The following is a 7,497-nucleotide window of genomic DNA, read 5'->3' on the forward strand; positions in this document are numbered from 1 at the left end:
GGATCGAGTTGTCCCGGATTTCGCGGAGCCTGTCATCGGGCGGCGCTTCGCGCCGACCCGTTGGCTCCATCCGGGCTACGAAGTCGCCCTACATCGTCGCGCCCAACACCCAGGGCGCAAACTCGGCGCCGCCGAAATCAAAGCTCTCGCTCTTGGTCGGCTGGCCCGAGGCGGTCTTCAGGATCAGCTCGAAGATGCGCTGGCCGCATTCCTGGACGCTCTCCTCGCCTTCGAGGATGGTGCCGCAATTGACGTCCATGTCCTCTTCCATGCGCTTGTACATGGGCGAGTTGGTCGCGAGCTTGATCGAGGGCGCGGGCTTGCAGCCGAACACGCTGCCGCGGCCGGTGGTGAAGCAGACGAGGTTGGCGCCGCCGGCGACCTGCCCGGTCGCCGCGACGGGATCGTAGCCGGGCGTGTCCATGAACACGAAACCCTTCTTCGTCACCGGCTCGGCGTAGCGCAGCACGTCGACGAGATTGGTGGTGCCGGCCTTCGCCATGGCGCCGAGCGACTTTTCCAGGATGGTGGTGAGGCCGCCGGCCTTGTTGCCGGGGCTCGGGTTGGCGTTCATCTCGGCGCCTTCGCGCTCGGTGTATTCGTCCCACCAGCGCATCAGATCGACGAGCTTCTCGCCGACCTCGCGGCTGACGGCGCGGCGGGTGAGCAGATGCTCGGCGCCGTAGGTCTCCGGCGTCTCCGACAGGATCACGGTGCCGCCGTGACGCACGATGAGATCGCTGGCAGCCCCAAGCGCCGGATTGGCCGACACGCCGGAATAGCCGTCGGAGCCGCCGCATTGCAGCGCCACCGTGAGCTCGCTCGCGGGCACGGATTCGCGCTTCACCTTGTTGGCATCAGTCAACGCCTCGCGCACGAACGCGATGCCGGCCTCAACCGTCTTGCGGGTGCCGCCGACCTCCTGGATGTCCATCGCGCGCAGGCGGCCGGCGAGCTTCTGCTCTTCCATGAGCCCGCCGATCTGGTTCACCTCGCAGCCGAGGCCGAGCACGATGACGTGGGAGAAATTGACGTGCCGCGCATAGCCGCCGAGGGTGCGGCGGAGCAGCGCCAGCGGCTCGTTCTGCGTCATGCCGCAGCCGGTCTTGTGGGTCAGCGCAACCACGCCGTCGACATTGGGGAAATCGGAGAGCGGATTGTCGCCGGTGAACGGATTCTTCTTAAAGACGTCGGCGACGAGGCCAGCGACATGCGCGCTGCAATTCACCGAGGTGAGGATACCGATATAGTTGCGCGTGGCGACGCGGCCGTCCGGACGGCGGATGCCCTCGAAGGTCGCCGGCAAGTCGAAATTCGGCGTCGGCTTGACGTCGGCGCAATAGGCATAGTCCTTGGCGAAGTCGCCCATGCCGCAATTCTGCGTGTGCACGTGCTGGCCCGGCGCGATCGGCACCGTGGCGAAGCCGATGATCTGGCCGTAGCGCCTGACCGGCTCGCCGACGGCGATCGGCTTGATCGCGACCTTGTGGCCGGAGGGAATGCGTTCGACCGTCGTCACGCCGTCGGCCACCACTGTTCCGGGCGGCAGGCTGGCGCGCGCGATCAGCACGCCATCATCGGGATGCAGGCGGATGACAGGGCTGATGGTCATGAGAGGTCTCCTTGGTCTTCAAGTGTCGTGCCCCGGACGCAGCGCAGCGTGAAACGGTGCGCTGCTGAGCCGGGGCCTAGTTGTCACGTCATGTGCTTCGCCAGCGACTGGGTCCCGGCTCTGCGGCGCATCACTTCGTGCTGCGCCGCGTCCGGGACACCGAAGCTCAAGCCTTACCCGCCGAATCCTTGCGGGTCGCGTTGACCTGCATCTTGGCGTAGGTCGTCATCAGGCCGACTTCGTTCGACAGCGTGACCAGCTTGAAGCCCATGTTGATGGCGCGCGCGGCGCCCTCGGCGCCGCTGCAATGGATGCCCGGGTTGAGGCCGCGCTTGCCGCACTCCTTGATGATCTTGTCGTAGATCGCGAGGATCTCGGGCTCGGTGCGGTCGAGCTTGGGCTCGAGGCCATAGGAGAAGCCGAGATCGGACGGGCCGATATAGACGCCGTCGATGCCCTCGACGTCGAGGATCGCTTCCATGTTCTCGACCGCGGTCTTCGTCTCCATCATCGGCAGCAGGATGGTGTCGGCATTCGCGGTCTTCTGGTAGGAGCCCGCGGTGCCATACATGCCGGCGCGGATCGGGCCGTTGGAGCGCACGCCCTGCGGCGGATATTTCGAATAAGAGACGAGATTCCTGGCTTCCTGCGCCGTGTTGACCATCGGGCAGATCACGCCATAGGCGCCGCCGTCGAGCACCTTGCCGATGATGCCGGGCTCGTTCCAGGGCACGCGCACCATCGGCGTCACCGGATGCTTGTCCATCGCCTGGAAGCACTGCACCATCGACAGATAGTCCTGCACGCCATGCTGCATGTCGACGGTGACGCTGTCGAAGCCGCATTGCGCGATCATCTCAGCCGAGAAGCCGGAGGGAATCGCGAGCCATGCGTTGACGACCGCCTTGCCCGACTTCCAGATTTCTTTGACTTTATTCGCCACGTTGCCTTCCTTCTTTGTTGTTGGGACCTTGGTCACCACGCCGAGCGCCGCGACAGCGCAACCCTGCTGTTACCGCCAACTGGATCGCCGCGCTACGCTCACAATGACGCAAGAACCTACGCCGTCGCCCTCTGGGTGCTGACTTCGCTGACGCCGACCTCACGGACGGTATTCACTATCGCCGCCCAGGTGTCATCCGGCAAGGGGATGCCGCTTTTGCTGCGCTCAGCTTGGACCACACTTTGAGCGAAAAAATGCGGCAATGTCCATGGCTGTCGCCGCGCGCCCGCGCATATCTGCTTTCACTCCTCGGCACTTGCCTCGTCGCCGGCGCCGAGCCCTGCGAGACTGTGTTCGAGCTCGCCGAGCATCTCCTGCAACTCGACGAGCTTGCGTGCGCCAAAGCGTCGCGTGATCTCCGCATAGATCGCTTCCGAGGACGGCGCGACCGAGGCCATCAGCTTCACGCCCTTCTCGGAGATCGAGACCATGCTGCGGCGCTGGTCGGCTTTCGCGGTCTTGCGCTCGATCAGATTGCGCGCCTCGAGATCGCGCAGGATGCGCGACAGGCTCGGTCCGAGCAGGAACGCCGTGCGCGCGAGTTCCGTGACCTCGGCGGCCTCGATGGCCGCAAGCGCGCGCAGGATGCGCCATTGCTGCTCGGTCAAGCCGTGCTCGCGCAGCGACGGGCGGAACTGCCGCATCACCGCCTCCCGCGCCCTGAGCAGCGACATCGGCAGCGAGCGCGAAAAGTCGCGCATCGGCACCTGGCGAGCGGCGGGCCCGCTTGCGTTGGCTGGATCAACCGGTCTCTTCGCCATGACGCCCTTTCAAACCGCAAAATGTTTGCGGTGCAGCAAGCCAAATTTATATTTGACGCATTCACTTAACATGTTAAGTACTTTCCGGGCACCACGATTTGCAAGATCACACATGGCGCTTTCCAAACAGGATATCCAAGCTTGCGCGAACCGTCTGCATCAGGCGGAGAAGACCCGCACGCAGATCCGGCAGCTCTCGCAGGACTTCCCCGCCATTACAATCGCGGATGCCTACGCGATTCAAAAGGCCTGGGTCGACGTCAAGATCGCCGAGGGGCGCATCGTCAAGGGCCACAAGATCGGCCTCACCTCGAAGGCGATGCAGAGCGCGCTTGCCATCGACGAGCCGGATTCCGGCGTGCTGCTCGACGACATGTTCTTTGCCGATGGCGGGCTGGTTCCGACCGAGCGCTTCATCGCCACGCGCGTCGAGGCCGAGCTCGCCTTCGTCATGAGCAAGCGCCTCGCCGGGCCCGACTGCACGATGTTCGACGTGCTCAACGCCACCGACTTCGTGGTGCCGGCGCTGGAGATCCTGGATACGCGGATCGAGCGCGTCGATCCCAAGACCAAGGCGACGCGAAAAATCTTCGACACCATCGCCGACAATGCGGCGAATGCCGGCATCGTGCTCGGCGGCCGGCCAATCCGCCCGTTGGACGCAGATTTGCGCTGGATCGGCGCGCTCTGTTTCAGGAACGGCCAGCTGGAAGAGACCGGCCTTGCGGCCGGCGTGCTCAATCATCCCGCCACCGCCGTTGCCTGGCTTGCCAACAAGATCGCGCCGCTCGGCCTTGCGCTGGAGCCTGGCCAGGTCGTGCTGGCCGGCTCCTTCATCCGTCCGATCGAGACCCGCAAGGGCGACACAATTCAGGCCGATTATGGCGCCTACGGCTCGGTGAGCTGCTACTTCGCCTAGGCGAACAAAAAAAGACAGGGAGTGAAACCGCCATGCCGCATTTCACGATCGAATATTCGGCCAATCTCGAGGGCCRCCTCGACATCGCCGCGGTGTGCGAAGTGGTGCGCAAGGCGGCGGTCGAGACCGGCATCTTCCCGCTCGGCGGCATCCGCGTCCGCGCTGTCAGGTGCGAGCATTACGCGATTGCGGACAACAGGCAGGATTACGGCTTTCTCGACATGGTGCTGCGCATCGGCGAGGGCCGTGACCTCAAGACCCGTCAGAACGCCGGCGAGCACGTCTTCCAGGCCCTCTCCCGGCATCTCGATCCCGTCTTCGCCGCCAGCAAGTTCGCCCTCTCGTTCGACATGCAGATCAACGACAAGGACACCAGCTGGAAGCGCAATAACATCCACGACGCCCTGAAAGTGGAGGCCGCCCATGGATAAGCCCACGCCGAAAGCCGATGTGTTCCAGGCCAACCGCGACCGCGCGGCGCCGCTGCTGAAGAAGCTGCGCGCCGATGGCATCGGCCACATGATCGACGGCAAGATCGTTCCGTCGATATCAGGCGAGACCTTCGAGACCAAGTCCCCGGTCGACGGCGCGACGCTCGCCAGCGTCGCCCGCGGCAATGCCGAGGACATCGACCGCGCCGCGACGGCGGCTGCGCTGGCCTTCAAGTCCTGGCGCGACATGGGGCCTGCGATGCGGAAGAAGCTGCTGCATCGCGTGGCTGATGCGATCGAGGACAATGCCGACGACATCGCCGTGCTCGAATGCATCGACACCGGCCAGGCCTATCGCTTCATGGCGAAGGCCGCGATCCGCGCCGCCGAAAACTTCCGCTTCTTCGCCGACAAATGCGGCGAGGCTAGAGACGGCCAGAACACGCCGAGCGATGAGCATTGGAACGTCTCGACCCGCGTGCCGATCGGTCCCGTCGGCGTCATCACGCCGTGGAACACGCCGTTCATGCTCTCGACCTGGAAGATCGCCCCTGCGCTCGCTGCGGGGTGCACCGTCGTGCACAAGCCGGCCGAATGGTCGCCGGTGACGGCCGCCATTCTGGCAAAACTCGTCAAGGAAGCCGGCGTTCCCGACGGCGTGCTCAATACTGTCCACGGCTTCGGTGAAGAGGCCGGCAAGGCGCTGACCGAGCATCCCGCGATCAAGGCGATCGGCTTCGTCGGCGAGAGTGCGACGGGATCGGCGATCATGATCCAGGGCGCGCCGACCTTGAAGCGCGTGCATTTCGAGCTCGGCGGCAAGAATCCGGTGATCGTGTTCGACGATGCCGATCTCGACCGCGCGCTCGATGCGGTCGTGTTCATGATCTACTCGCTCAATGGCGAGCGCTGCACGTCGTCAAGCCGCCTGCTGATCCAGGCGAGCATTGCGGAGAAATTCATCGAGAAGCTCACCGCGCGCGTCAAGGCGCTGAAAGTCGGTCATCCCCTCGATCCCTCGACTGAAATCGGGCCGCTGATCCACGAGCGGCATCTCGCCAAGGTCTGCTCCTATTTCGACGTCGCGCGGAAGGACGGCGCGACGATCGCGGTCGGCGGCAAGGCCTATGACGGCCCCGGCGGCGGGCATTATGTCGAGCCGACGCTGGTCACCGGCGCACATGGCAAGATGCGCGTGGCGCAGGAAGAGGTGTTCGGTCCCTTCCTCACCGTGCTGCCCTTCCGGGACGAGGCCGATGCGATCGAGATCGCCAACGACATCCGCTATGGCCTGACCGGTTATGTCTGGACCAACGATGTCGGCCGCGCGCTGCGGGTTGCGGATGCACTGGAGGCCGGCATGATCTGGCTGAACTCGGAAAACGTCCGCCATCTGCCGACGCCGTTCGGCGRCATGAAGGCCTCCGGCATCGGCCGCGACGGCGGCGACTATTCGTTCGACTTCTATATGGAAACCAAGCACGTCTCGCTGGCGCGGGGCACGCACAAGATTCAGAGACTGGGAATTTAACGCTTCGTCGTTCCGGGGCGACGGGACCGCGCAAGCGCGGCCCGGAGAACCCGGAACCTCGAGATTCCGGGTCTGCGCCTTGCGGCGCATCCCGGAATGACGGGAGCTAAAGAGGGAAACGCAATGCCCGTACCGCAACATGTCTTCGAGCCGCCCTTCAACATCATCCGCTCGAGCCATGCCGTGCTCGACGTGACCGATCTGAAGCTCAGCCGCGAATTCTACGAGACCACCGTCGGCCTGCATGTTGAGGACGCCGACGACAATGTCGTGTACCTGCGCGGTGCGGAAGAGCATCAGCATCACTCGCTGGTGCTGCGCAAGGCGGCGGTGCCGGCCTGCAACCGGCTCGGCTTCAAGGTGGGCAACGACAGGGATCTCGACAGGGCGGCCGCGTTCCTGTCCGAGAACGGCCTCGCTTACGCCTTCGTCGACCAGCCGTTCCAGGGCCGCACGCTGCAATTCACCGATCCCTTCGGCTTCCAGATCGAGCTCTACGCGACGATGGACCGGCGGCCGCACCTCCTGCGCCGCTACGATCTGTACAGGGGCTGCCATCCGCAGCGGCTGGACCATTTCAACGTCTTCGCCGCCGAAGTGCAGGACACGGTGGACTTCTACGCCCGGCTCGGCTTCCGCCTCACCGAATACGCGGAGGAAGACGGGCCGCAGGGGCGCATCGCGGCTGCCTGGATGCATCGCAAGGGCAATGTCCACGACTTCGCCATCACCAATGGCAAGGGCCCGCGGCTGCACCACTTCGCCTATTGGACGCCGACRGCGATGAACATCATCCATCTCTGCGACGTCATGGCTTCACAAGGCTTCGTCAAGAACATCGAGCGCGGCCCCGGGCGCCACGGCATCTCGAACGCGTTCTTCCTCTACGTCCGCGATCCCGACGGCCATCGGCTCGAGCTCTATACCAGCGATTATTTCACCGGTGACCACGATCACGAGCCATTGCGCTGGTCGCTGCGCGATCCGCGCCGGCAGACGCTGTGGGGCGCCCCTGCCCCGCGCTCGTGGTTCGAGCAGGGCTCGCCGTTCAGCGGACAGGCCGTGCGCGAGCCGAAATTCGTGGCGGATGTGCTGGTGGCGGATTGATGCCGGCGACCTCTCTCCCCGTCGTCCCGGCGAAGGCCGGGACCCATAACCACAGGGAGGAGTTTGGCGAAGACACGTTGTTCGGTACTCCTACCTTATCCAATCGACAGATTCCGCGGTATGGGTCCCGGCC

7 protein-coding genes and 1 pseudogene are annotated in these 7,497 nt (G+C 64.7%); 4 read left to right on the forward strand and 4 right to left on the reverse strand.

What is annotated here, in order from left to right:
- Positions 1-88: 88 nt before the first annotated feature.
- From ACXJL8_RS03790 to hpaR, 4 genes and pseudogenes are all read right to left on the reverse strand, one after another.
- Positions 89-1,612, reverse strand: a complete 1,524-nt coding sequence (locus ACXJL8_RS03790; protein WP_456619193.1) for a UxaA family hydrolase — start codon at positions 1,610-1,612, stop codon at positions 89-91.
- A 166-nt stretch (positions 1,613-1,778) separates the two neighbouring features.
- Positions 1,779-2,555, reverse strand: a complete 777-nt coding sequence (locus ACXJL8_RS03795) for an HpcH/HpaI aldolase family protein (protein ID WP_456619194.1) — start codon at positions 2,553-2,555, stop codon at positions 1,779-1,781.
- 116 nt (positions 2,556-2,671) lie between these two features.
- Positions 2,672-2,788 (reverse strand): annotated as a pseudogene (locus ACXJL8_RS03800) (malate dehydrogenase); the annotation flags it as partial.
- 69 nt (positions 2,789-2,857) lie between these two features.
- Positions 2,858-3,376 carry a homoprotocatechuate degradation operon regulator HpaR gene (hpaR, locus tag ACXJL8_RS03805; RefSeq protein WP_456619195.1) on the reverse strand — a complete coding sequence of 173 codons (519 nt, stop codon included), beginning with the start codon at positions 3,374-3,376 and terminating at the stop codon, positions 2,858-2,860.
- 112 nt (positions 3,377-3,488) lie between these two features.
- Between hpaR and hpaH the strand changes: the two genes are divergently transcribed.
- The 4 genes from hpaH (at position 3,489) to hpaD (ending at position 7,364) form a co-directional block, all read left to right on the forward strand.
- A complete protein-coding gene (hpaH, locus tag ACXJL8_RS03810; protein ID WP_456619196.1) occupies positions 3,489-4,295 on the forward strand; it encodes a 2-oxo-hept-4-ene-1,7-dioate hydratase in 807 nt (268 codons plus the stop codon).
- Positions 4,296-4,327: 32 nt separating this feature from the next.
- Positions 4,328-4,726, forward strand: a complete 399-nt coding sequence (locus ACXJL8_RS03815; RefSeq protein WP_456684643.1) for a 5-carboxymethyl-2-hydroxymuconate isomerase — start codon at positions 4,328-4,330, stop codon at positions 4,724-4,726.
- The gene (gene hpaE / locus ACXJL8_RS03820) at positions 4,719-6,257 is read left to right on the forward strand and encodes a 5-carboxymethyl-2-hydroxymuconate semialdehyde dehydrogenase (RefSeq protein WP_456684644.1); all 1,539 of its coding nucleotides are present in this window, start codon (positions 4,719-4,721) and stop codon (positions 6,255-6,257) included. Before ACXJL8_RS03815 ends, hpaE begins: the two co-directional genes overlap by 8 nt.
- 123 nt (positions 6,258-6,380) lie before the next feature.
- The gene (hpaD, locus tag ACXJL8_RS03825; RefSeq protein ID WP_456619199.1) at positions 6,381-7,364 is read left to right on the forward strand and encodes a 3,4-dihydroxyphenylacetate 2,3-dioxygenase; all 984 of its coding nucleotides are present in this window, start codon (positions 6,381-6,383) and stop codon (positions 7,362-7,364) included.
- The last annotated feature ends 133 nt before the right edge of the window (positions 7,365-7,497 follow it).

The sequence above is a fragment of the Bradyrhizobium sp. P5_C11_2 genome (genome assembly GCF_054049755.1).